This window comes from Pandoraea anapnoica, from assembly GCF_902459765.1.
Taxonomy (GTDB): domain Bacteria; phylum Pseudomonadota; class Gammaproteobacteria; order Burkholderiales; family Burkholderiaceae; genus Pandoraea; species Pandoraea anapnoica.
In genome coordinates, this window is record NZ_CABPSP010000004.1 from 257139 (window position 1) to 280307 (window position 23169).

At 64.5% G+C, this 23169-nt stretch carries 13 protein-coding genes and 1 pseudogene; 11 read left to right on the plus strand and 3 right to left on the minus strand.

The genetic code is table 11. The features are described from left to right. The first annotated feature begins 74 nt into the window (after positions 1–74). The 3 genes from PAN31117_RS09340 to PAN31117_RS09350 all read left to right on the plus strand — a co-directional run bounded on the left by PAN31117_RS09340 (position 75) and on the right by PAN31117_RS09350 (position 3739). The gene (locus PAN31117_RS09340) at positions 75–1541 is read left to right on the plus strand and encodes an HD domain-containing phosphohydrolase (RefSeq protein ID WP_150737942.1); all 1467 of its coding nucleotides are present in this window, start codon (positions 75–77) and stop codon (positions 1539–1541) included. A gap of 66 nt (positions 1542–1607) precedes the next feature. Continuing rightward, positions 1608–2045 (plus strand): DUF2946 domain-containing protein, encoded by a 438-nt coding sequence (locus tag PAN31117_RS09345; RefSeq protein ID WP_150737943.1) that lies wholly within the window; start codon positions 1608–1610, stop codon positions 2043–2045. 143 nt (positions 2046–2188) lie between these two features. Beyond that, positions 2189–3739, plus strand: a complete 1551-nt coding sequence (locus PAN31117_RS09350) for a PepSY-associated TM helix domain-containing protein (RefSeq protein WP_150737944.1) — start codon at positions 2189–2191, stop codon at positions 3737–3739. Here the strand turns inward: PAN31117_RS09350 and PAN31117_RS09355 are convergent. Then, complete coding sequence (locus PAN31117_RS09355) at positions 3736–4947, minus strand: citrate synthase family protein (RefSeq protein WP_150737945.1); 1212 nt, start codon at positions 4945–4947, stop codon at positions 3736–3738. The two genes, PAN31117_RS09350 and PAN31117_RS09355, sit on opposite strands and share 4 nt — an antisense overlap. A gap of 239 nt (positions 4948–5186) precedes the next feature. On the opposite strand from PAN31117_RS09355, the gene PAN31117_RS09360 reads away from it, so the two are divergent. Continuing rightward, complete coding sequence (locus tag PAN31117_RS09360; RefSeq protein ID WP_150738073.1) at positions 5187–6569, plus strand: CoA transferase; 1383 nt, start codon at positions 5187–5189, stop codon at positions 6567–6569. Positions 6570–6601: 32 nt separating this feature from the next. Here PAN31117_RS09360 and PAN31117_RS09365 read toward each other — a convergent pair whose 3' ends face one another. Together PAN31117_RS09365 and PAN31117_RS09370 are read right to left on the minus strand one after the other, a co-directional pair. Then, positions 6602–8377: a GGDEF domain-containing protein gene (locus PAN31117_RS09365; protein ID WP_150737946.1), complete on the minus strand. Its 1776-nt coding sequence runs from the start codon at positions 8375–8377 to the stop codon at positions 6602–6604. 212 nt (positions 8378–8589) lie between these two features. Beyond that, complete coding sequence (locus PAN31117_RS09370) at positions 8590–10620, minus strand: NADPH-dependent 2,4-dienoyl-CoA reductase (protein WP_150737947.1); 2031 nt, start codon at positions 10618–10620, stop codon at positions 8590–8592. A 178-nt stretch (positions 10621–10798) separates the two neighbouring features. On the opposite strand from PAN31117_RS09370, the gene PAN31117_RS09375 reads away from it, so the two are divergent. From PAN31117_RS09375 to PAN31117_RS09405, 7 genes and pseudogenes are all read left to right on the plus strand, one after another. Beyond that, entirely contained in the window at positions 10799–11368 is a 570-nt protein-coding gene (locus PAN31117_RS09375; RefSeq protein WP_150737948.1) for a PadR family transcriptional regulator, read from the plus strand. Positions 11369–11512: 144 nt separating this feature from the next. Continuing rightward, positions 11513–12547 (plus strand): YVTN family beta-propeller repeat protein, encoded by a 1035-nt coding sequence (locus PAN31117_RS09380; RefSeq protein WP_150737949.1) that lies wholly within the window; start codon positions 11513–11515, stop codon positions 12545–12547. A gap of 12 nt (positions 12548–12559) precedes the next feature. Continuing rightward, complete coding sequence (locus PAN31117_RS09385) at positions 12560–13564, plus strand: sterol desaturase family protein (protein ID WP_150737950.1); 1005 nt, start codon at positions 12560–12562, stop codon at positions 13562–13564. A gap of 331 nt (positions 13565–13895) precedes the next feature. After that, positions 13896–15132, plus strand: a pseudogene (locus PAN31117_RS09390) (efflux RND transporter periplasmic adaptor subunit). Positions 15133–15175: 43 nt separating this feature from the next. Beyond that, positions 15176–18331: an efflux RND transporter permease subunit gene (locus PAN31117_RS09395; RefSeq protein ID WP_150737951.1), complete on the plus strand. Its 3156-nt coding sequence runs from the start codon at positions 15176–15178 to the stop codon at positions 18329–18331. After that, a complete protein-coding gene (locus PAN31117_RS09400) occupies positions 18328–21621 on the plus strand; it encodes an efflux RND transporter permease subunit (RefSeq protein WP_150737952.1) in 3294 nt (1097 codons plus the stop codon). Before PAN31117_RS09395 ends, PAN31117_RS09400 begins: the two co-directional genes overlap by 4 nt. After that, the gene (locus PAN31117_RS09405) at positions 21618–23168 is read left to right on the plus strand and encodes an efflux transporter outer membrane subunit (protein ID WP_150737953.1); all 1551 of its coding nucleotides are present in this window, start codon (positions 21618–21620) and stop codon (positions 23166–23168) included. Before PAN31117_RS09400 ends, PAN31117_RS09405 begins: the two co-directional genes overlap by 4 nt. Position 23169 lies beyond the last annotated feature (1 nt).

The following is a 23169-nucleotide window of genomic DNA, read 5'->3' on the forward strand; positions in this document are numbered from 1 at the left end:
TCGGACGATCGACCGATGCAGACGCCCGATGACCAATAGCGCCCCCTTTCTTCCGCCTCTCATCCACGTCCAACATGTCATCGAGTACCGCCGGCCTCACCGACGCGATTCTCGCGCTCGCCTTCATCGGCGATCTCAGCATGGGCCGCTCGACGGACCACTCGCGCCGCGCCGCCTGCCTTGCTGGCTGGCTCGCGCAGGAATGCGGTGCAGACCTCGACGCGCAGAATCATGCCCGCGCGACGGCACTGCTGCGCTGGTCCGGCTGCACGGCGAACGCCGGTGGCTTTGCCGAGTTGCTGGGCGACGACGTCGCCGCGCGCGAAGCCATGATGGCGCAGACGCTGCCGCCGCTCTCCGCACAAACGCAATCGCTCATCGTGCCGTTGGCTCTGATTCACTGCGAAGTGTCGGGGGACGTCGCCGCTACGATGGGCATGCCGCCGCGCGTGGTCGACGCGCTGCGCAACGTCTTCGAACGCTTCGATGGTAAGGGCATGCCTGCCGGGCGCGATGGCGATGCGATTCCCGAGGCGGTGTTCTTCGTCAACGTCGCGAGCGATCTCGAAATTCTGGCACGTGCTCACGGACGCGAAAGCGCCCTCGCCTTCCTGCGCAGTCAGTCGGACGCCAAATATCCCGCCCGGCTGGTGGATGCGGCCGTGCGTCAGGCGAACCGTTGGCTGGATGCACTGGACGCCGCCGATCCCGATACCGGCGCGTGGCAACTCGCCGGGTCTGATCACCGTACGGATCGTCATGACGACGTGCCGCTATCGCTGCTGGCGGATGTCACCGAACTGAAGCTGCCGTGGCTCGCCGGCTTCTCGCGTCGCACGGCGGATCTGGCGTCGCGTACGGCGCAAAGCGTGGCCCTTAACATCGAAGTCCAGACGCAATTGCACTCAGCGGCCCTGTTGCACGGCATCGGCCGCGCAGCCTTACCGAACCGGCTTTGGGAGACGGATGGCAAGCTCTCCGCCGATCAGTGGGAGAAAGTTCGTCTCGTCCCATACTGGAGCGCGCGTGCGGCCAAACAGATCGACGGGCTACGGCAAGTGGCCGACCTTGCGTCCTACGCTTATGAGCGGCTGGACGGTAGCGGCTATTTCCGTGGCGTCGACGGCGCAACACTGACGACGCCGCAGCGTGTTCTCGCCACTTCGGTCGCGTTCGAAGCGTTGCTGGCGACGCGTCCGTGGCGACCAGCCCACACGTTCGACGAGGCGGCGGGACTGATCGAACGCGAAGCCGCCGCCGGAAAGTTCGATGCCGACATTGTGGCGGCGGTCGTCGCGACGTCGCAGGGGCAAACGGTGCGCCCCCGTGCGACGCCACCGGGCGCAGCCTCGCTGCTCTCACCACGTGAGATTGACGTGCTGCGTCAAATCAGCGCAGGGCTGAGTAACAAGGAAGCCGCCCGCGCGTTGGCCCTGAGTCCCAGCACCGTGCGCACACACGTCGAAAGCATCTTCCGCAAGCTGGACTGTTCGACGCGCGCAGCCGCGACCCTCAAGGCACTCACGGCGGGCATGATCTGACGCCTCGCGTGATAGCATTTCGGCTTTAACACCCCCAGCCCATCGCAATCTACGGCCCTCCGACGCATGACATCGTCTTCCCGCAAACGTCTCACTGCATGGCTCGGCCTCGCCGCCATGTGGCTGGCGATTTGCATGCCGATCGTCAGTCAGGGACTCGCGGCGCATCGCGCCGGACAGGCACGTGTGCTGGACGCCGCGTTCTGTACGGTCGACGGTGCCACGCATGCGTCGTCCGCCATGCTGGTGGCAGCCACGGCTTACGGGCACGACGCCGACGCGACGCACGGCGCAGGCATGTCACATGCCACGCATGAGAATCAGGGCGACCTTTGCGGCTACTGTTCGCTGCTCGCCAATCATCCGCCGCTCGTCATGCCCGCGCTTGCCGGTGCGATCTCGTTCGCATGGGTCGCGCGCGCCGGACCGGTCGCGGATGCCGCCCCGTCGAACATTCAACTCGCTTACACGCCGCCTGCGCGTGCCCCGCCTGCCGTTTCCTGATCTCTCGCGTTCAGTCCGATGCCTCGCCACGCCCGGTGACGGCGTCGCTCCTCATTCGCGCCCAATGCCTGTCTGACGCTTGCGCCAGCGGCCTGCGCGCGCCGCTGCCATGCAGTGGCGACACGAGACGGAATCGTCGCAACATGCAGACATCTCATCCGCCGTACTCCCAGACGCCTCACACCCGTGAAGCGCAATCGACGGCCGCCGCAGGCCAATACCGTACCCTCTGGCGCTGGCACTTCTATGCCGGTTTCTTCGTGATGCCCTGGCTCATGGTGCTCGCCATCACCGGCACGATTTACGTCTTCCAGCCACAGATCGAACCGTGGCTCTATCACGACCGGCTGATCGTCGCAGCGTCCACCGAACCGCGTCTGGCCGAGCAGACGCTGATGGAACGCGCGGCGGCGGCGCTGCCCGCAGGCGCGAAAGTCAGCTCCGTCGAAGTCAATCGCGATCCGACGCGCAGCGCGGAATTCATCTTCCGTCTGCCAGGTGGCGAGCGTGAAAGTGTCTATCTGAATCCTTACACCGGCGCAGTGCTTGGCACGCTTAGCGTCGAAAACCGGCTAATGGCGCAGGCGCGTGCGTTGCATCGCTCACTCATGCTGGGCAAGCCCGGCGAATTGCTCATGGAGCTGGCCGGGTGCTGGACACTTGTCATGCTCGTGACCGGACTCGCGCTCTGGTGGCCGCGTACGGGCACAACTTGGGCGAATGCGCTGCGGCCGCGCTTGCAGTTACGCGGGCGTCCGCTGCTGCGTAATCTGCACGGCGTCGCGGGCTTGTGGCTCGCCGCAGGTGGACTGGCGTTTGTGCTGTCGGGGCTGCCGTGGTCCGGCTCGTGGGGAGCGCAGTTCAAGGTACTGACGTCGAAGATCGGAATGGGCTCGCCGCCCGGTGTCTGGGGCGAAGCACCGGTGCGCTCGCAGGTACCGGTAAAGCCCATGAAGATGGACGACCTGCCTATCGCCCAAATTCCGTGGGCCGTGGGAAACACGCAGGTGCCAAAGTCGACGCCACCTGCAAGTGCCGATGGAATGGCCGGGATGGCGAACATGCAGGGCATGAACCATGCCGCGCATGACTCCAAGAGGCTGGCCGACGAACATGCGGCCCACAACGGACACAGCACTTCTGGCAACACAGGCCTGTCGCCCGCCGCGTTGCGCGCAGAAGGTGCGCTGCCCGTCGACGACGTAATGGCCATTGCCTCGCGTCTGGGTGTGCAAAGCGGCTATAGCCTCGTCGTACCGAAGCGGCCGGACGGCGTCTACACCGTGTCGTACTTCCCTGCCGATCCGAAGGCCGAGCGCACGATTCACATCGATCAGTACAGCGGCCGCGTACTTCGCGACATCGACTACAACGCGTACGGTGCCGTCGCACAGGCGGTCTCATACGGCACCGCGCTGCACATGGGCCGGTACTTCGGCGTGGCCAATCAATGGTTGTGCGCGGCGATTTCGATGGGACTTTTCGCCATGGCGGCGACGGGTGCGATCATGTGGTGGATGCGTCGTCCGGCACGCACGCTCGGCGCGCCGTCGCGCCCGCAGACGCGTCCGCCGATGCGCGGATGGACCGCCGTCATGGTGGCGCTCGGCTGCGTTTTCCCGCTCATGGGGGCGACCATGGCGCTCGTCTGGGCTGGTGACCGGGCAGTATTCGGGAGGCGTTCGGGCGCTTAGACTGCGGGCGACGGGTCAGGTCGCGCACCGACATAGGCGGCGCGCGGCCGAATCAGTTGCGTGCTCTCACGTTGCTCCCTCGCGTGCGCGATCCAGCCGATGGTGCGTCCGAGGGCGAAGAGTCCGAACGCGGCCCCGACGGGTAATTCCAGGTGACGGCGCACCGCCACGAGGGCGAAATCGAGCGACGGACGCTGGCCGATGAGTGCCTCGGCCGAGTCGATCATCGTTTGCCATGCGGCATGCGCAGGCAACACCCGCGCGAGCATCGCACTCGCGCGCACATCCCCCGCCGGATAGAGATGGTGGCCGAAGCCGGGTAGCTTCTCACCGCGCGCCAGCCGCTCACGCATGCGCGCCGCGGTATCGATTTCACCGACTTCGTCCCACATCGCTTCATTGCGTGCGGTGGTGCCACCGTGACGGCCGCCGGTCAGCGCGGACAGCCCCGCGACGATCGCCGCGCGCAAGCTCGCGCCGGTCGATGCCACGCAGCGTGCCGTAAAGCTCGATGCGTTCAACTCATGGTCCGCGCACAACACCAGCGCCATGCGGATGAGGTCGGCACCGTCGGCACCTTTCACGCCCCATGCGGCTGCACATTGTTCGTGGATCGGCGCGTGGCTTGGCAGTGTGCCCAGCAAGCAAGCCGTCATCGTACGCAGCAACGCGGCGCTGCCCTGCGCCACACGCACTGGATCGCGTTGCCAGATCGCAGTCGACGCGTCGTCGCTCGCAACCGTGAATGCGGGCAGTAGCGCATCCTCCGCACGCCGTTCGCGATACCGTTCGAGCAACGTCACGGGCCAGTCGTCGGTGAGGCGATTGATCGAGGCGTTTGCGTCGTCGCCAAATGCGGACGCTTCGTTGCATTGCCACAGCCACGCCGCCGTGGCTTCGACGGAGGCAGTCTTCGCCATCTGCAGCGCGTCGCGTCCCCGGTAGTAGCACCGTCCGTCTTCGATCAGAGTGATAGAAGACTCCAGCACCGGCATGCCCCAATCGAGCGCGGCCTTGACCACCTCCTTCGGCTTGCGTCCGCGCGTGCGTTGCGTCGCCAGGCGCTGCACATCCGATACGCGATAGCGACGGTCACGATGCGTCTTGCCCGGCTCGGCATGCAGCAGGCCACGACTGACGTACGCGTAAAGGGTCTGAAGCGACACGCCAAGATGCTCGGCCGCTTGTTTCGCAGTGAAGTATTGCATCGTCGAAGCCGGTGGATGACCAACAGATTGATTAAGTTAATCAATATTGACAATAAAATCCATCGGCTTAAGCTTCAATGCGCCGGCAGTCTTGCATCGCGACTCATTGCGATGCCACGTATCGAATCGTTCGAGGACTTCCCATGCGTTCCCCTGCTTCAGAGACTTCCCCTACGACACCCAGTCTCGCACTTCCGTTGGCGGAAGACCCCGGTGCCGTCGCGTCCTACCTGCACGAGATGCGCCACGCCGTCGACGGCGGCAAGCATGCGCAGACCGATCTCACACTGAGTGGCACCGGTGCATTGCCCTGCACATTTCCGTACACCGATTTCGCGACTGCCTCGATCGCCACCGCGACACTCGCCGTAGCCGGTCTGACCACGGGTGCCTCGGGCGACTACGGCCTGAGCGCGAGCGCCGTCGCACCGCACGTCCATGTCGACAGGCGACTGGCGTCGTTCTGGTTTCAGACGTCGTTGCGCGCGCAGGGCTGGTCGTCAGCGCCCATGTGGGATCCGATTGCAGGCGACTACCGGACGGCCGACGGCTGGATTCGTCTGCACACGAATGCCCCGCATCATCGTGCGGCCGCACTCGCGGTACTGGGTGTGGAAGCCGACAGAGACGCCGTCGCGCGAATCGTCTCAACGTGGCAGGCCGACGCGCTCGAAGCGGCCGTCGTGACGCAAGGCGGTTGCGCTGCCGCCATGCGTACGCTGGCGCAATGGCGTGAGCATCCGCAAGGGATGGCCGTCGCCAACGAACCGTTGCTGCATTGGGAGACGTTCGACACCGGAAGCGCCAGCAACACGCGACGCAACACGTGGCAGCCCATGCGCGAACGGCCGCTGAGTGGCATTCGCGTGCTGGATCTGACACGCATCCTCGCCGGGCCGACGGCCACACGTTTCCTTGCAGGCTTCGGCGCACACGTACTGCGCATCGACCCGCCCGGCTGGGACGAACCCGGCACGGTGCCGGAAGTCGTGCTCGGCAAACGCTGTGCACGGCTTGACCTCAAGCACGCCGACGGACACGAAGCACTTGAACGGTTGCTGCGTGACGCAGACATAGTGGTTCACGGCTATCGTCCCGACGCATTGGAGCGTCTCGGACTCGGTGCCGCGCGCCGCCGCGAACTCAACCCGACGTTGGTCGACGTTTCGCTCGACGCCTATGGGTGGCACGGTCCGTGGTCCGCGCGACGCGGCTTCGACAGTCTGCTGCAAATGAGCGCAGGCATTGCCGACGCGGGAATGCGTGCTGCAGGTGCCGAACGTCCGGTGCCGTTGCCCGGGCAAGGAATCGATTACGCAACCGGCTACCTCATGGCGGCGGCGGCCGTGCATGCGTTGGCGCTTCGTCAGACACAGGGATTCGGAAGTTCAGTGAAGGCTTCGCTGGCCAGAACGGCCAGCTTGCTTGTGACTCAACGTACGCCGGAGAACGCGCCCCCACCGTTGGCCACCGAGACGGCAGACGATCTGTCACCGCGCATCGAGGACACGTCCTGGGGGCCGGTCCGACGTGTCGCCACGCCGATGTCGGTGGCGGGTACGCCCGTCGACTGGGCATTGCCTGCGCTGGCCCTGGGAACGGCAACGCCGCAGTGGCCGTAATCGTCTGTGACGGGGTGTGCGGTCGTCGCCGCTCACCCCGCCGTGTGCCGCTTCGCCTGACGTGCCGCGTGTAACTGGCGTTCCGCCTGACTCAGCAAAGCCGACACGCTCGCGGGTACGCCGGTGCGCGTGCCGGTGACGTCGAAGGTGGCGGGATCTGTCATCGCAATGCCGAAACTGGCGGTAAGCGTCAGCGTCTCCCCGTTCGGCAAGGCGAGCGTCGTGGCTTCGATGCGTCCACGCAGCAATTCCGCGAACTGCCGGGCGCGCGATTCGTCGAGCACGCGCGCAAGAATCACGAACGCATCCGCGCCCAGCCGCGCCACGACGTCCCCCGGTTGGCACGTATTCAGACAGACGGCGCCTACACGGCGCAGCACGTCGTCGCCCACGCTGTGGCCCCACGCGGCATTGAGTTGCGTGAAGTTGTCGATATCGAACTTGATCAGCGCAATGTGGCCGGGCGTGCGCATCGCACACAGCGCCTGCGCCTGACGCTCGAAGGCGCGCCAGTTCATCAGGCGTGTGAGCGGATCGGTATCCGAACTCATCTCCAGCTCGCCGACCAGTCGCGCGCGCTCACGGCGCAATTGGACCAGTTCGACGGCGTTCAGCCGCAACACACGCAACGCGTCGAACACGGCGCGCACCTGTGCGCGTTTCATCGGCACGCCGTCGACCGGCACCGTTGCATCGAGATTACCTTGTGCGAGATCGTCGACGAAGCGGGTAGCGGACTCAAACGGCAGCACCACAGTGCGCCGGAAGTTGCGCATCGCCGCGATGATGACGAACACCAGTGCCGTTTCCGCCAACGACGTCAGGATCAGCCATCGCAACGCCCGAGCGCGTTGCGACTCGACCTTGCGTTGCGCAAGCCATAGCATGCTGTCGCGCAGGTCCGTGATGGCGCGCATCGTCGGCACATACTGGCGGGCGAACTCGGCCGTTGTGAGCACGGGCGGCTTCGGCTGCGCGGCCAGCGTGCGAACCGTCGCCACGTAATGCAGCCCCGTCCCGAAGTATTGGGCGTTAATAGCGCTCAGCGAGTCGGGGCCCAGTTCCGGCGGTTCGTTGACGCGCGCAACAATCATGTCGCGCAACTGATCGATACGGCCGAGCGTGCGCTCGATGGCACGCTGATCGGCTTCGGTCAGGGTCTGTCGGGTGGTGAGTGCGGCGGTGAAGTGCGATCCGAGTTGTCCGGCGTACTCCCGGAGATCGGCCGCAAGACGCGCGAGGATGACGTAATGCAGTGCACCCGGTGCGCCGCGCGACACGACATCGATGCGCGATGACGCCACGGGGGTGAAGTCGGCGATGACACGAACCATGCGCTCGACGGCATCGCGCACGGATGCGTCGCTGCGCATTTCGCGCGGGCGCTGCACCAGCAGATCGACGTTCGCACTGGCCGCAGCGAGATCGAGCCGCGCCCGCTCGACGGCACGCAGACCGCTTGCACATTGGTTGCAGTCGTCCGAAGACAGTACCGAGAGCAGCTCCTGAAGTCGTTCGTTGGTCGCTTCGCGCGCGTTGCGCAAGGCGGTGACCGACGACGCGGGCAGCGGGAGGTCCGCGCCCAGAACGGCATTAGCCGGCCCGCGCTCGGCGGACGCCTTCTCCATCGCCAGCAACGTCGCGCGCAAGGCGTCGAGCGCGAGCGCTGCGTCGCTCGCCTGGCGGTACGTTCCCCACGCCAGACACAGCAGGCCGCTGCAAAGCACGACGACAGCGCAGACGATGGCGAGATTCTGTAACCGGAGACGGCCCGTGAGCGAAATGGCCGAAAGTAACTTGCGCTTCATTGACGATGACACCGTCGGCCACACGGTACGGAGTCCCACTGAGGCCGCGACGGATGACCCGCGATGGTGGAAATCCGGCGCACGCCTCGGAAACGTCGTGCCCGGCACTTGGCACACACGCTTGGCATCGCAAAAACCGCCTGCAGAAGGCCGGAATCGCGAGGCGCCATTGTCGCACAACGGTATGCCGCGCCCCGTGTAGCTCCCTAAACTTATAGGTCGATCGCAAGCTCTGTGCCTTGCTTGATGGCGCGCTTTGCGTCGAGTTCCGCCGCCACATCGGCCCCGCCGATGACATGCACACGCACGCCTGCCGCCTGCAATCCTTCAGCCAATTCACGCAGCGGTTCCTGTCCCGTGCACAAAACTACGTTATCAACGGGCAGCACATGCGGCGCATCGTCAATAGTGACGTGAAGACCCTCGTCGTCGATACGTCGATAGGTCACGCCCGGGATCATTTCTACGCCGCGATGTTTAAGCGAAGTGCGGTGAATCCAGCCGGTGGTTTTCCCCAGACCGTCACCGACCTTCGAGGTCTTGCGCTGCATCAGGAAAACTTTGCGCGGCGAAGTCTCGGGAACGGGCGGACGCAGGCCACCTGCATGCGCGTACGACGGATCGATGCCCCACTCGGCGTAGAACTTCTCGGGCACCAGCGTGGCGCTCTCGCCCGCTTGCGTGAGGAATTCGGCCACGTCGAAACCGATACCGCCCGCACCGAGCACCGCGACGGTTCGGCCGACCTTGGCACCGCCACGAAGCACATCGATATAGCGCAGCACTTTCGGATGATCCACGCCTTCGATGTCCGGCGTTCGCGGCAGAACGCCGGTCGCAAGGACCACGTCGTCATAACCGCCACGGCTAAGCGAATCCACCGTCGCACGCGTGTTCAACTGGACGTTGACGCCACTGGCGTCCAGCTCGTGCCGGAAGTAGCGCAGCGTCTCAAAGAACTCTTCCTTGCCGGGAATGCGCTTGGCCATATTGAACTGGCCACCGATCTCGGCATCGGCTTCGATGAGCGTGACGTCGTGTCCGCGTCGCGCAGCCACCGTGGCCGCCGCCAATCCCGCGGGCCCCGCGCCGACGACCGCCACGCGGCGTCGACGCCCCGTAGGCTCGATGCGCAACTCGGTCTCATGGCAGGCACGCGGGTTGACCAGACACGAGGTGATCTTGCCGCTGAACGTGTGGTCGAGGCATGCCTGATTGCAGCCGATGCACGTGTTGATCGTCTGCGCACGGTCTGCGGCCGCCTTGTTGACGAATTCGGGATCGGCCAGCAGCGGGCGCGCCATCGAGACCATGTCGGCTTCGCCGTCCGCCAGAATCCGCTCGGCCACATCCGGCATGTTGATGCGGTTGGTCGTGATGAGCGGAATGCCTACGTGGCCCTTGAGCTTGCCCGTCACCCACGCGAAGGCAGCGCGCGGCACGCTCGTAGCAATCGTCGGAATACGAGCTTCGTGCCAGCCGATGCCCGTGTTGATCAGCGTCGCACCGGCGGCCTCGATCGCGCGGGCGAGCCGCACGACTTCGTCAAACGTGGAGCCACCCTCGACCAGATCGAGCATCGACAGCCGGTAGATGATGATGAATTCGCGCCCGACGCGCTCACGCACCCGGCGAACGATTTCCACCGGGAAGCGCATTCGGTTCTCATAGCTGCCGCCCCATTCGTCGGTGCGATGGTTGGTCCTGGCGGCAATGAATTCGTTGATCAGATACCCTTCCGACCCCATGATTTCAACGCCGTCGTACCCCGCGCGCTGTGCGAGTGCCGCGCAGTGCACGAAGTCGTCGATGGTCGCCTCGACCTCGTCGCTCGTCAGTTCGCGCGGTTTAGCCGGTGTGATGGGGGCCTGCAAGGCGCTCGGAGCGACGAGATCGGGATGGTAGGCGTAGCGGCCGAAATGCAGGATCTGCATGGCGATTTTGCCGCCAGCGGCGTGCACGGCGTCGGTCACGACACGATGCTTGTCCGCCTCCTCTTGCGTGCTGAGTTTGGCGCCGCCCGCATACGGACGACCCGCCTCGTTCGGCGCGATCCCCCCCGTCACCATCAGGGCCACGCCGCCACGGGCGCGCTCGGCATAGAACTCGGCCATTCGGGCAAAGCCGTTGCGTGCTTCTTCCAGCCCAACGTGCATCGAGCCCATCAGCACGCGGTTGCGCAACGTCGTAAAGCCCAAATCGAGGGGTTGCATCAGGTGGGGATAACCGCTTGTCGCGCTCATGGTTGTCTCTCTCGTCGTCCGGCCCGGAGTCGCGGGCCGTGGGTCTTGTGGAATTGGGGAATGACCACGTGCATCTCCGGTTATGCAACCGGTTGCATAGTTTGATGGCGATTCTAGCGCGTCACGACGACTATGCAACCCGTTGCATAGTGCGATTAGAGTCCCTAGACTACCGGGCATGCCGCTCGCCCACGCCCTGATGACCTCGCTGCTGGAGAAATCCTCCTCGGGGTACGATCTCGCCCGCCGCTTCGACAAGTCCATCGGTTTCTTCTGGCACGCCACGCATCAGCAGATCTATCGCGAACTGGCGCGCATGGAAACCGCCGGGTGGATCGCTTCGACGGCCGCACCGGACGGCGGCCGCACACGCAAACGCGTCTACCGGGTGCTCGACGGCGGACGCGATGAACTCCTCGCCTGGGCCGCCACGCCGACCGAGCCGTCCGACCTGCGCGACGACCTCATGGTCCGGTTGCGGGCCGATGCTGCCATCGGCTCCCTGCGTCTACAGCCAGAACTGGCGCGGCGCGCGACGCTTCACGCGCAGAAACTGGCCGCCTATCACGCCATCGAAGCGCGCGACTTCCCGGCAGACGCACCGCTGACACGCGAAACCGCCTTGCAACGTCATATCCTGCGACTGGGTGTGCGCTACGAACAAGGATGGCTGGACTGGACCCGCGAGGCGCTGGCCCTGCTGGCGCAATGGGACGGGCCCGCGACCGGCGCGCCTGACGAAGCCTGATCAGGCCGCCTGATGCTATCGTGTGGAGCTGCGAATTCGTCCCATTTTCTTGTCAACGAATGGGGTGTCTGGCGCGTTTAACGTGAGAATCGACGTTAAGCTTACCGGCGAACGTCACCGTTTTTCGCCCCACCCTAGGCATTCATGGTGTTTTCTTCCAAGCGCTCCAAGCTTTCCCGGCTGGCCGGCCACGTCCGCGTCGCGACGCTCTCCCTGCTGGCAGCCGCCGTACTCCCGCTGACGTTCTCGTCCGCCCACGCGGGCACGGTCATCGTGCTCGACTCGGGGGCCGCGCAGCTTTCCCTCATCGATCAGGCGTCACACAAGGTCATTGGCACGATGCCCACGGGCAAAGAGCCGCATCACCTGATGATTACGCCCGACAAGCGCTCGCTGATCGTGGCCAATTCGGTCTCGAACAGCCTGATGTTCCTCGATCCGAACACCGGCAAGTTCCAGCGTCAGGTCGTGGACATCGACGATCCCTACCAGCTCGGCTTCTCGCCCGACCACAAGTGGTTCGTGACGGCGGCATTGCGTCTGGATCGTGTCGATCTGTATCACTATGACGGTGAAAACGTCACGGTCGCCAAGCGCATTCCGCTGGCCAAGACCCCGAGCCACATGACCTTCTCGTCCGACAGCAAGACGGTGTTCGTCACGCTTCAGGACTCGGGCGAGCTGGCCGCCATCGACCTGGCGACGCAAACGGTGAAATGGCGCATGCCGGTCGGCAAGACCCCCGCAGGCCTGTGGATGACGCCCGGCGACAAGTATCTGCTCGTCGGCATGACGGGCGAGGACGACGTAGCCGTGGTCGACTGGCGCGCGCAGAAGGTCGTCAAGCGCATTCAGACCGGCCGTGGCGCACACAACTTCCGCTCCCTGTCCGACGGACGCCATATCGCAGTGAGCAACCGCGTGGAAAGCACCATCAGCATTCTCGATTACGAGTCGCTGACCAAGGTGGCCGACCTCACCGGTCTGATGCCGGGACCGGACGATATGGAATTGTCCGCAGATAAACGTTATCTTTGGGTAACGTTCCGATTTGCCCGCCACGTTGGCGTGATCGACCTGACGACGCGTAAGCTGGTCGACACCATTGCTGTGAACCGTTCGCCGCACGGCATCTACTTTGCCGACCGCGCACCGGTTCTCTCGCCGAATCCGGACTGACAAGGCCGATAGATGATTCAGGAAGCCCTCAATTTCGTCGATAGCGGCATCTCCGCCGTCCAGACACTCGTCTATGTCGATGTGGTGCAGCCGCTGCTGTTCCATTTCAATCTGATGGGTTACGACGACGATATCTACGACGCCCTTTATCTGGTGATCATCGGCGTATTGCAGGTCGGGCTGACGTATGTGCTGTTGCGTCCGCTCGAAGCGCTGCGTCCGATCGAGCAGTGGCAAGACCGCAAGCAGGTCCGAGCGGACGTCATCTACACGTGGATCGCCAAGCTCGGCATTCTGAATCTGCTGTTCTTCGTGGTGTTGCAGCCGGTCTTTAACGACTTGCAGAGCCAGATGGTGATTCACGGGCTGCCCAGCGTCGATCTGGACGGGCTGTTGCCCGGCGTGACCGACCAGCCCATCGTGTCGTTCCTGCTGTATCTGACGGTGCTCGACTTCGCGGGCTATTGGTATCACCGCTGGCAGCATCGCTTCGGCGTGTGGTGGGAGTTGCATGCCGTGCATCACAGCCAGCAGCAGATGTCGCTGTGGTCGGACGACCGCAACCACTTCCTCGACGACATCGTGCAGGCCGCGTTCTTCGCCGCGATCGCTCTGTTCATCGGCGTGCAGCCAGCACAGTACGTCGTGCTGGTGGCCGTGGGCAACTTCCTGCAAAGCGTGCAGCACGTCAACGCCCGCCTGCCGTACGGCCCTGTGCTCGAACGCCTGATCGTGAGCCCAACGTTCCATCGTCGCCATCACGCCATTGGCTATGGCCACGAAGGCACGCGCTATGGCTGCAACTTCGGTGTGCTCTTCCCGTGGTGGGATATGCTGTTCCGCACGGCATCGTGGGAAAAAACCGTGGAGCCGACCGGTATTCGCGACCAGTTGCCTGCCCCGGCAGGACGTTCGCGCCGCTACGGTCTGGGCGTCGTTGCCCAGCAGGTCCGTGCCTTCGGCCGCATCATCAAACGTCTCGCTCCGCGCCGTACGTCGCCCCGTCAGCCAGTCTGAACCGCGTTCCCGGCGTGGAAAGGCTTCCGGCCCCTTACCGGCAAGCCCCTCAGTAACACGATGTAACAGGGGGACGACAGCCGTCCCTCTGCTTCCCAAGCGCCTTCTCGCTTACCCCTTTCCTCCGCGACCTCCTTGTCTCGACAGACTTTCATGGGGTTTGTCGACCCGACGTCGCCCGACCATTTCGAACAGCCGCAGGTAACACGCCGTAACGTCGGGTATCCGTTCGCATCGCCAAAACCGGCATGCCCCTAGCTAGACTGCTAAGCGTGGTCTCCCCGGTGGGCCGGGGAGCTTCCCGGCATGCTCGCCGGGCGGAGAGGCAAAGATGGAAAATACGTCGAATACAGCGGCGTCACCCCAGGAAACGAAACCCCCGAAGCGACGTCGCACGGCGCTCTGGATCGGCATTGTCATCCTCGTACTGGTGGCATGGGTCGCATGGCATCTGCTGCATCGTCCGGCGGCCAAGCGCGGCGCGCAGCCGCAAATCGTCTCCGTCGCCAAGGTCGCTTACGGCGAAATGCCGGTCACAATCACCTCGCTCGGCACTGTCACCCCCGAAGCGACGGTGACAGTGTTGCCGCAGTTGAGCGGCTACCTTACGCAGGTCGGCTATCAGGAGGGACAGGACGTCAAGCAGGGCCAGTTCCTCGCCCAGATCGACCCCCGTCAGTACGAAATCAGCAAGGAACAGGCGCAGGCGCAACTGGCCAAGGACCGCGCAGCACTCGCGCAGGCAAAGGCCGATCTGGCCCGCTACACCCAGCTTCACGAGCAAAAGTCGATTGCCGAGCAGACGTTCGTCGACCAGCAATTCACGGTTGCACAGGACGAAGCCGCCGTGAAAGCCGATCTGGCCAACATCAAACAATACGAACTCGATCTGACGTACTGCCGCATCACTGCACCGGTATCGGGGCGTGTCGGTCTGCGCCTGGTCGACCCGGGCAACTACGTCACCGCGACGAGCACGACGGGCATCGCGGTCATTACCAGCATCAAGCCCACGACCGTCGAGTTCACCGTCGCTCAGAACGCCCTGCCCGCCGTCATGAAGCGCTACCGCACCGGCGAGCCGCTGGCGGTCACCGCGTACTCCAGCGACAACCAGGAGCAACTCGCGACCGGTACGCTCTACGCCGTGAGTAACCAGATGGCGACGGCGACCGGCACGGTCACACTGCGCGCGCGCTTTGCGAACGACGACGAAGTGCTGTTCCCGCAGGAGTTCGTCAACGTGAAGCTGCTCGTCGACACGATGCGGCACGCCGGGCGACTTCGTCTACGTGGTTACGCCGCAAAATACCGCGTCGTTGCGCAAGGTCACGATCGGGCCGAGCGACGGTAAGCACACAGTCATTACCGCGGGCCTCAAAGCCGATGAGACGGTGGTCACGGACGGTATGGACCGGCTCAGCGACGGTGCGCACATCGCCCTTCCCTCGACGGCGAGCGGCGCGAGCGCGGCGGCATCGACGGGACCGTCCACCGAGCGTCATGGCGGGCATCGCGGAGCGAACGCTTCGGGTGCATCGGCGGCATCGGGCCCTTCCGCCCAATGACTCGGGTGCCCCGGTCTGATCCCACGTCGACAAGCGCCCGCCCATGAACTTTTCGCGAATCTTCATCCTGCGCCCGGTCGCGACCTGGCTGCTGATGATCGCGCTCGTGCTGATCGGCCTCGTGGCGGTACGGGTGTTGCCGGTGTCGTCGCTGCCGAGCGTCGACTACCCGACCATACAGGTGCAGACGTTTTACCCGGGCGCGAGTCCGTCGGTGATGGCGACGACCGTCACCGCGCCGCTTGAAGTGCAGCTCGGCCAGATTCCCGGCCTGCAACAGATGATCTCGTACAGCGCGGAAGGATCGTCCGTCATCACGCTGCAATTCGATCTGGCGCTCAATCTGGACGTCGCTCAGCAGAACGTGCAACAGGCGATCAACGCCGCGAACAGCCTGCTGCCGAGCGGACTGCCTGCACCGCCGACCTATGCCAAAGTCAACCCGGCCGACCAGCCGATCATGACGCTGGCCGTCACGTCGTCCACGCTGTCGCTCACGCAATTGCAGGACGCCGCCAACAACCGGCTCGCCGCGAAAATCTCGCAGGTGGCAGGCGTCGGTTTCGTCACGCTCGCGGGCGGCAACGTGCCCGCGGTGCGCGTGGAAGCCGATCCGCAGAAGCTCGCCGCGTACGGCCTGAATCTGGACGACCTGCGCACGCTGCTCGCGAACGTCAACGTCAGCCAGCCGAAGGGCAACTTCGACGGCCCCGAACTCGATTACACGCTCGACGCCAACGACCAGATTACCGACCCGCAGGACTATTTGGACTCGGTCATCGCCTATCAGAACGGCAACCCCGTCTATTTGCGCGACGTGGCGCACGTCGCCAAGGCCGCGCAGGATGTCGAGCGCGGCGCATGGCTGAACAAGACCCCGGCTATTGTGCTGAACGTGCAACGCCAGCCCGGCGCAAACGTCATCGCCACCGTGGATCAGATCAAGCGGGCGCTGCCGCAACTGGAAGCCACCCTGCCCGCCGGTATGAAGGTCAGCGTCGTCTCGGACAGCACCGGCGTGATCCGCGCGTCGGTCAGCGACGCCGCGTTCGAACTCGTGCTCGCCGTGGTGCTCGTGGTGGCCGTGATCTTCGTCTTCCTGCGCAACGTTCCGGCCACTGTCATCCCGAGCATTTCAGTGCCCGTCTCGCTGATCGCCACGCTCGCGGTCATGTACGAGCTGGGGTACTCGATCGACAATCTCTCGCTTATGGCGCTCATCATCGCCACGGGCTTCGTGGTCGACGACTCCATCGTCATGATCGAGAACGTCGTGCGCTATCTCGAAGCGGGCATGGCGCCGCTGGAAGCCGCGCTGGCGGGCGCTGGACAGATCGGCTTCACGATCATGTCGCTGACGATCTCGCTGATCGCGGTGCTGATTCCGCTGTTGTTCATGGGCGGCGTGATCGGACGCCTGTTCGGCGAATTCGCCGTGACGCTCGCCGTTACCATTGTGATATCGGCCATCGTGTCGCTCACCGTGGTGCCGATGCTTTGCGCGCGCATGCTCCGGGCGCAGGAAGCGCGCCATCCGAGTCGCTTCGAGCGGGTGAGCGAGCGGGTGTTCGACAAAACGCTGGCCGCCTACGAGCGCGGACTGAACTGGGTGCTCGACCATCAGTTCCTGACACTGATGGTCGCGCTCGTCACGGTGGCACTCACCGTCGTGCTGTACGTTGTGATCCCGAAGGGCCTTTTCCCCGTGCAGGATGTCGGGGTACTGCAGGGCATCACGGTGGCGGACAACTCGGTCTCCTACGCCGCGATGGTCAGGCGACAGGCGGCGCTGGCCGACGTCGTCCTGCAAGACCCGGACGTGACGTCCATCACCTCCTACGTCGGCATCGACGGGATCAACACCACGCTCAACAACGGCCGGTTCCTCATCAACCTGAAGGCACGGGACGACCGCGCCGAGAGCGCCGTCGAGATTGGCCGTCGGCTTCAGCAAGCCACGGCGAAGGTGCCCGGTATCCGGCTTTATGTGCAGCCAGCGCAGGATCTGACGCTCGACACCACCGTCTCGCCCAACCAATACAAGTTTGTAATGCGCGGCCCGGATCAGGCGACGCTCGCGCAATACGTCCCGCCGCTGATCGCCCGGATGAAACAGATTTCGTCGATCACGGACGTAGCCAGCGACCTCGATACGAGCGGTCTGTCGATTCGGGTGGAGGTCAACCGTCAGCTCGCGGCACGCTACGGCATTACGCCCGCGACCATCGACAACGCGCTATACGACGCTCTCGGCCAGCGCATTGTGTCGACGATCTTCGAGCAGTCGGCGCAGTACCGCGTGATCCTCGTGGCGAAGCCCGAGTCGCTCAACTCCATCCAGTCGCTCGGCACGATTTATCTGCCGAGCCAAACGAGTTCGAGCGGACAGGTGCCGCTCTCAGCCATCGCGTCGCTCAAGGTGGTTCGCACGCCGCTCGCGATCAGTCACCTCCAGCAATTCCCGGCGGTCACGGTGTCGTTCAATCTCGCGCCGGAGGCCTCGCTGTCGAGCGCCGTGAAGGAGATTCGCAGCGCTCAGCAGGCGGTGCATCTGCCGCCCTCGATTGCCTCGTCGTTCCAGGGCGCGGCACAGGCGTTCGAAGATTCGCTCTCCAGCGAGGTCTACCTGCTCGTGGCCGCACTGGTCGCCGTCTACATCGTGCTCGGCGTGCTGTACGAGAGCTTCATCCATCCGGTCACCATTCTGTCGACGCTGCCGTCGGCCGGGATCGGCGCGCTGCTCGCGCTGATGCTCACGGGAAGCGATCTCGATGTGATCGGCATCATCGGCATCGTGCTGCTGATCGGGATCGTCAAGAAGAACGCCATCATGATGGTGGACTTCGCGCTGGACGCCGAACGCACGCATAACAAGCCTCCACGTGAGGCCATCTTCGAAGCATCGCTGCTGCGTTTCCGTCCGATTCTGATGACGACGCTTGCCGCCATGCTCGGCGCGTTGCCGATGCTGCTCGGCTCGGGCACGGGGTCGGAGTTGCGGCGGCCGCTGGGGCTCGCGATCATCGGCGGTCTGGCGATGAGCCAGTTGCTCACGCTGTTCACCACGCCCGTCATCTATCTGTACTTCGATCGCATGGCCGCGCGGGTCCGTGAACGTCGTGCCGCTAGACGCGAACGCCGGGCGAAAGACAGTCAAACGAGAACACCGCCGGACGACGGACCGGGAGGTGCGCCGTGAACCTCTCGGCGCTCTTCATCAAGCGGCCCGTTGCGACCACACTCTTAGCGGTCGCGGTGCTGATTTCGGGACTGCTCGCGTATCTGCGCCTACCGGTCGCACCTTTGCCCAACGTCGCGTTCCCGGTGATTGCGGTGCAAGCGAGCATGGCAGGGGCGAGCCCCGAGGTGATGGCGGCGACGGTGGCCGCCCCGCTGGAGCGACGGCTGGGTGTGATCGCCGACGTCAGCGAACTCACGTCGACGAGCACCGTCGGCTCCGTCTCGATTCCGGTGGTCTTCGGCCTGAAGCGGGATATCGAAGGCGCCGCGCGCGACGTCGAAGCCGCCATTCAGGCCGCGCGGGCCGACCTCCCGAGCACGCTGCGCAGCAACCCGAGCTACCGCAAGTTCAATCCGGCCGATACGCCGGTGATGGTGATCGCACTGACGTCCGCCACGCTCACTACGGCGCAACTCTACGATTCGGCCGACTCGATCATCCTGCAGCAGTTGTCGCAGGTCGATGGCGTGGGCCAGATCACGGTCGGCGGCGGTGCGCTGCCCTCGGTGCGCGTCGAACTGGAGCCCGGTAAGCTCAATAGCTACGGCATCGGACTGGAAGACGTTCGGGCCGCCCTCTCCGCCGCCAACGCCAACAGCGCCAAAGGTCATCTTGATCAGGGCGACCAGCGTTTCGAAGTCACCTCCAACGACCAGATCAGCAAAGCCGACGGTTACAAGGACCTGGTCGTCGCGTATCGCAACGGCGCACCTGTGTTGCTCCACGACATTGCCCTCGTGCGCGACAGCAACGAGAACATCCGCAACGCCGGGCTGTTCAACAACAAACCCGCTGTGCTCGTCATTGTCTATCCGTCGCCCGGCAGCAATGTGGTCAAGACAGTCACACAGATTCGCCAGATCCTGCCACTCGTCGAAGCCACGCTACCGCATGACATCAAGGTGGGGGTGGCGCTGGACCGTTCCGTCTCGGTCGAAGCGTCGCTCAAGGACACCGAACGCACACTGATTCTCGCGGTGCTGCTGGTCATCGGCGTGGTGTTCGTCTTCCTGCGCTCGGCCAACTCGACGCTGATCCCCGCCGTGGTGCTGCCGCTCTCGATCATCGGCACGTTCGGCCCGATGTACCTGCTGGGCTACAGCCTCGACAACCTGTCGCTCATGGCGCTCACCATCGGCACCGGCTTCGTCGTGGACGACGCTGTCGTCGTGATGGAGAACATCGTGCGCCATCTGGAACTGGGCGTGCCGCCGAAGGAGGCCGCCCTGCTCGGCGCAGGCGAAGTCGGTTTCACTGTGCTGTCGATGAGCCTGTCGCTTATCGCCGTCTTCCTGCCGATTCTGCTCATGCCCGGCATCGTCGGCCTGTTGTTTCATGAGTTCGCGGTCACGCTGTCGATCGCCATTCTGATCTCGATGGTGATCTCGCTCACTGTCACGCCGACGTTGTGCGCCTACGTGCTCACACGGGAATCGGCGACGTCCGAAGCCCGCTGGTCACAGTGGATCGGCCGTCAGTTCGACCGGTTCCGCGATGTCTACGCACGCACTCTCGCCGCTGTACTCGACCACGCCGGGCTGGTCGGCCTGGTGATGCTGGGCCTGCTCGTCGGAAATCTATTCTTGTTCCGCCTGTTGCCCGCGACGTTCTTTCCCGAGCAGGACACCGGCATTCTGATCGGTCAGATCATGGCGGATCAGAGTATCTCGTTCCCGGCCATGCGAAAGAAGCTGGAACAGTTGCAAACTATTGTGCAGACGGATCCTGCGGTCGCGTCGGTCGCGGGCTTCACCGGCGGACGCTCGCTCAACTCGGCGACCGTCTTCGTCCAGTTGAAACCGCTGGCCGAGCGTCATTTGTCGGCCGACGCCGTAGTGAACCGGCTGCGGCCCAAGCTCAACGCGGTCTCCGGTGCGCGCTTGTTCCTTCAGGCGCAGCAGGACCTGCGCATCGGCGGACGCCAGTCGGCCGCCGAGTATCAGTACACATTGACGAGCGACGACGCGCAGGCGCTCTACAAATGGGTGCCCAAGCTGGTCACAGAACTAGGCAAGCACCGCCAGACGGTGCTCGACGTGAATACGGATCTCCAGCAGAACGGCTTGCAGATGTACATCGACATCCACCGCCAGATGGCGGCTCGCTTCAACCTGCAACCGAACCAGATCGATAACGTGCTGTACGACGCGTTCGGGCAGCGCACCGTCTCCACGATTTACAACCCGATCAATCAGTACTTTGTGGTGATGGAAGTCGCACCGCAGTATTGGCAGTACCCGACGTCGCTCGATCAGATCTATCTGAGTACGGCCGCCGGTAACGCGAGCGGCACCGGGCAGACGCAAATGTCGGGCAAGACCGTGAACGGCACGACCGTGAAGGCGGTCGCATCGGGAACCAATGCCCTGAACGCGAACGCCGTGGCCAACCAGCAGAACAACGCCATTTCGAACAGCCGAGGCGGGAATTCGAGCGGCAGTGCAGACAGCACAGCCTCGGAAACCATGGTGCCGCTGAGCGCGCTCGCCAGCTTCTCGGCGCGTCACACAGCCACGCAGGTCAACCATCAGGGCGGGATGGTGGCCGCCACGATCTCGTTCAACCTCCCGGCGGGTGGTTCGCTGAGTCAGGCACAGGTCGCCATCGACGACGCTGCACGTGCCATCGGGATGCCTGCGTCGATTCACGGCGCGTTCGCCGGAGCGGCGCAGGCCTTTTCGCAGTCGATGGGCACCGTGCCGCTGCTGATCCTCGCGGCGCTCGGCGTCGTCTACATCGTGCTGGGCGTGCTCTACGAGAACACAATCCATCCGCTCACCATCCTCTCGACACTGCCGTCGGCCGGCATTGGCGCGACGCTCGCCCTGCTCATCTTCGGCACACCGTTTTCCGTCATCGCGCTGATCGGGATGATTCTGCTGATTGGCATCGTGAAGAAGAACGGCATCATGATGGTCGACGTGGCGATCCAGTTGCAGCGCAACCAGAACATGCCCGCCAAGCAGGCGATTCACGAAGCGGCCGTCGTGCGTCTGCGTCCGATCATGATGACGACGTTCGCGGCCGTGCTCGGCGCGGTGCCGCTCGCCATCGCCCTCGGTCAGGGGGCGTCGCTGCGCCAGCCCCTCGGCGTGACGGTGATGGGCGGCCTGCTGCTCAGTCAGGTCTTCACGCTGTACACCACCCCGGTCATCTATCTTTATCTCGACCGCCTGCGCGCCCGGCTGGCGCGCTGGTCCACGCGCCTTCCCTGGCATCGCGATTCCGGCCCGGAGGTTCGATCATGACGCTCATCAGAAACACTCGCCGAATGTCCCCACGTCCGATGCATCGGCTCACGCTTGCTTGCCTCGCTAGTCTTGTCCTGCTTGGCGGCTGCGCCGTCGGCCCGGACTATCAGCGCCCTCTCGTCGACATGCCCACTCATTTCACGGAACTGGACGGCTGGACACAGGCGCGCCCGGACGCCGAAGGCCCCAAAGGGGAATGGTGGAAAGCCTTCCACGACCCGCTGCTCGACGAGCTGGAGCCTCAGGTGCAGGTCTCGAACCAGACGGTGCGCCAGAGCTACGCCAATTATCAGCAGGCGCTCGCCGAGGTGCGTCAGGCACGCGCAGGCCTGTTTCCGACGCTCGGCATCGACGGCTCGGCCAGCCGCTCGCGCGGCAGCAGCGGCGGCGCGAGCACCACGGCTGCGCTGGCGTCGCGCAGTGGCGCAAACATCGTGAACTCGGCATCGGCTGAGGGGAGCGTCAGCTGGGCACCGGACATCTGGGGCCAGGTGCGGCGCACTGTCGAACAAAGCGGCGCGACGGCGCAGGCCAGTCAGGCGACGCTGGCGAACGCGACGCTGTCCGAACAGATCGCATTGGCCAACGCCGTCATCGACTTACGCATTACCGACGCCAATATCGACCTGCTGACGCAAACGGTGGCCGCCTATACCGAATACCTGCGCGTGGTGGCCGATCAGGACCGTGCAGGCACGGTGCCGCCCTCCGACGTCATCACGGCACGCACCCAGTTGGAGAACGCCCGGGCCAGCCTGATCGCATTGGGCGTTTCGCGCGCGCAGTATGCACACGCCATTGCCGTGCTGGTCGGACGCACCCCGGAATCGCTGACGATCCCGCACAGCACGGCGCTCCCGACGTTGCCGGACGTGCCGATCGGATTGCCGTCGACACTGCTGCAACGGCGTCCGGATATTGCCGTGGCGGAGCGACAGATGGCCGCCGAGAATGCCGCCATTGGGGTGGCCATCGCGGCCTACTACCCGAACATCACACTCTCGCTCACGGACGGATTCTCCGCCGCCCCCGTTGCGGGACTCTTCAAAATCGCCAACTACGTGTGGTCGCTCGGCGCGAGTGCATCGGAGACGATCTTCGACGGCGGCGCACGCAGCGCCAAAGTCGATGCCGCCCGGGCCGCCTACGACGCCGCTGTCGCCAACTATCGCGGCACGGTACTCACTGCATTGCAGGGCGTGGAGAACGATCTGTCGTCGCTGCGAATTCTGGAGCAGCAGGCGCAGGCGCTGGACGCCGCCGTGCGAGATTCGACCGATGGCGCGCGCATTGCCATGAACGAGTATCAAGCCGGAACGGTGGACTACACGACGGTCGTCACCGCGCAAACGACTCAACTCAACACGCGGCAGAACGCGCTGACGGTGCAGGAGTCGCGCTTGCTGGCGGCCACGTCGCTCATCGGCGATCTCGGCGGTGGCTGGTCGATTGATGCCCTCGCGCAGGACACCGACCCCCACCCCGCGCAGACAAACGGGGCGACGGGGACAACAGAGGCGAAGGCCCCAGCGTCGGCGCCCTGAC

Excerpts from the sequence above, each read along its gene's own strand:
- PAN31117_RS09345 (WP_150737943.1), top strand. The coding sequence starts at position 1,608 with ATGACATCGTCTTCCCGCAAACGTCTCACTGCATGGCTCGGCCTCGCC.
- PAN31117_RS09350 (WP_150737944.1), top strand. The coding sequence starts at position 2,189 with ATGCAGACATCTCATCCGCCGTACTCCCAGACGCCTCACACCCGTGAA.
- PAN31117_RS09370 (WP_150737947.1), bottom strand. The coding sequence starts at position 10,620 with ATGAGCGCGACAAGCGGTTATCCCCACCTGATGCAACCCCTCGATTTG.
- PAN31117_RS09380 (WP_150737949.1), top strand. The coding sequence starts at position 11,513 with ATGGTGTTTTCTTCCAAGCGCTCCAAGCTTTCCCGGCTGGCCGGCCAC.
- PAN31117_RS09405 (WP_150737953.1), top strand. The coding sequence starts at position 21,618 with ATGACGCTCATCAGAAACACTCGCCGAATGTCCCCACGTCCGATGCAT.
- PAN31117_RS09355 (WP_150737945.1), bottom strand. The coding sequence starts at position 4,947 with ATGCAATACTTCACTGCGAAACAAGCGGCCGAGCATCTTGGCGTGTCG.
- PAN31117_RS09365 (WP_150737946.1), bottom strand. The coding sequence starts at position 8,377 with ATGAAGCGCAAGTTACTTTCGGCCATTTCGCTCACGGGCCGTCTCCGG.
- PAN31117_RS09385 (WP_150737950.1), top strand. The coding sequence starts at position 12,560 with ATGATTCAGGAAGCCCTCAATTTCGTCGATAGCGGCATCTCCGCCGTC.
- PAN31117_RS09375 (WP_150737948.1), top strand. The coding sequence starts at position 10,799 with ATGCCGCTCGCCCACGCCCTGATGACCTCGCTGCTGGAGAAATCCTCC.
- PAN31117_RS09360 (WP_150738073.1), top strand. The coding sequence starts at position 5,187 with ATGCGCCACGCCGTCGACGGCGGCAAGCATGCGCAGACCGATCTCACA.
- PAN31117_RS09340 (WP_150737942.1), top strand. The coding sequence starts at position 75 with ATGTCATCGAGTACCGCCGGCCTCACCGACGCGATTCTCGCGCTCGCC.
- PAN31117_RS09395 (WP_150737951.1), top strand. The coding sequence starts at position 15,176 with ATGAACTTTTCGCGAATCTTCATCCTGCGCCCGGTCGCGACCTGGCTG.